Annotated in this window: 2 protein-coding genes; both read left to right on the top strand. The window is 38.7% G+C overall.

Annotated features, from left to right (window positions below; translation table 11 throughout):
* Positions 1-443: 443 nt before the first annotated feature.
* Positions 444-782 carry a type II toxin-antitoxin system RelE/ParE family toxin gene (locus ND811_RS19260; protein WP_265353483.1) on the top strand — a complete coding sequence of 113 codons (339 nt, stop codon included), beginning with the start codon at positions 444-446 and terminating at the stop codon, positions 780-782.
* Entirely contained in the window at positions 782-1,105 is a 324-nt protein-coding gene (locus ND811_RS19255; protein ID WP_020778296.1) for a helix-turn-helix domain-containing protein, read from the top strand. Before ND811_RS19260 ends, ND811_RS19255 begins: the two co-directional genes overlap by 1 nt.
* Positions 1,106-1,278 lie beyond the last annotated feature (173 nt).

Below are 1,278 nucleotides of genomic sequence, written 5' to 3'. Positions count from 1 at the left end.
CTCAACTTATTGCCTTGGTTGGTCTGTTGGTGCAATTTTCTGTACTTCACCAAATACCGAATTAAATTTTCCTAATGGTGAGATAACTCAGATTACTTATGAAATTACTTCAATTTCTGCTATCTTCCTTAGATTAAAAGTGTTATTTTACGGTAATAATAATTGAAACTAATATATACGGACGTCGTATAACAGCGACTTACCGCTACGCTTCGGCACAAGGCCTCGCTCGGGCTACGCCAAATTGTCCTTCTGTCACTCGCCTTGCTTGCGCAAGCTACGTGCCAGTCCCTAACGTCCCGTTAACGGGACTCAGGGTCGGACAACTTCGGTAAGTCTAGTTCGTTATACGAAAGAAGCGCAAAATAACACCAATCTAAAAATTCTGTAAAATGATAAAATATGTATTTGACGACATATGTCATTTCTGATATATTTTTCTTGTGTGGCAAGTATTACAGACTGAAGAATTTGAAGGTTGGCTCGCAACTTTAAATGAATCTGTAAAAGAAGACATTTTTGCAAATGTTACAGTTTTAGGAGTTCATGGACCCTCGTTGGGAAGACCAAGGGTTGATACTATCAAAAATAGTATTCATAAAAACATGAAAGAATTAAGAGTTCAAAGCTCCGGTAATCCTTATCGAATTTTCTTTGCTTTCGACCCTGAAAGAAGAGCAATTTTACTCATTGGGGGAAATAAGAAAGGTAATAACCGGTTTTATGATAAATTCATTCCAATCGCTGATAAACTCTTTGACCAATATTTGGAGGATATGTGATGAAAAATAAGAAAAAATATTCTGACTTCTTTGAAAGTGCCAAAAAGACAATGTCTCCAGAAACTATCGAAAGGGCAAAAAACAAAGCCAATAAAATTATATTTAGCATGAAACTCGCCGAACTTAGAAAACAATCAGGAGTTAAACAAACCGAGATCGAAGGATTCAGCCAGACTAGTATCTCTAGAATTGAAGGAAGAGAAGATATAAAATTATCTACACTCGTTGATTACATTCATGCTCTCGGCATGGAAATTGAGATAAAAGTAATCAACAAAAAGAAAAAAACTCAGAATAAAGAAATATTACTGATGAAAGCTTAGTTGTTTCAAGCGCTTCCTTCGTATAACAGCGGGGAAACGCTTCGCTTCGGCACTTGCGGCCTCGCTCGGGCTGTGCCACATTTCCCTTCTGTCACTCGTTTGCATCCGCAAACTCCGTGCCAGTCCCTAACGTCCCGTTGGGACTCAGGGTCGGGAAACGTCGTCTCCCCTAG

The sequence above is a fragment of the Leptospira soteropolitanensis genome, from assembly GCF_026151655.1.
Classification (GTDB): domain Bacteria; phylum Spirochaetota; class Leptospiria; order Leptospirales; family Leptospiraceae; genus Leptospira_A; species Leptospira_A soteropolitanensis.
Note: the sequence above shows the minus strand (reverse complement) of the source record. Positions and strands in the feature narration are given on the sequence as shown.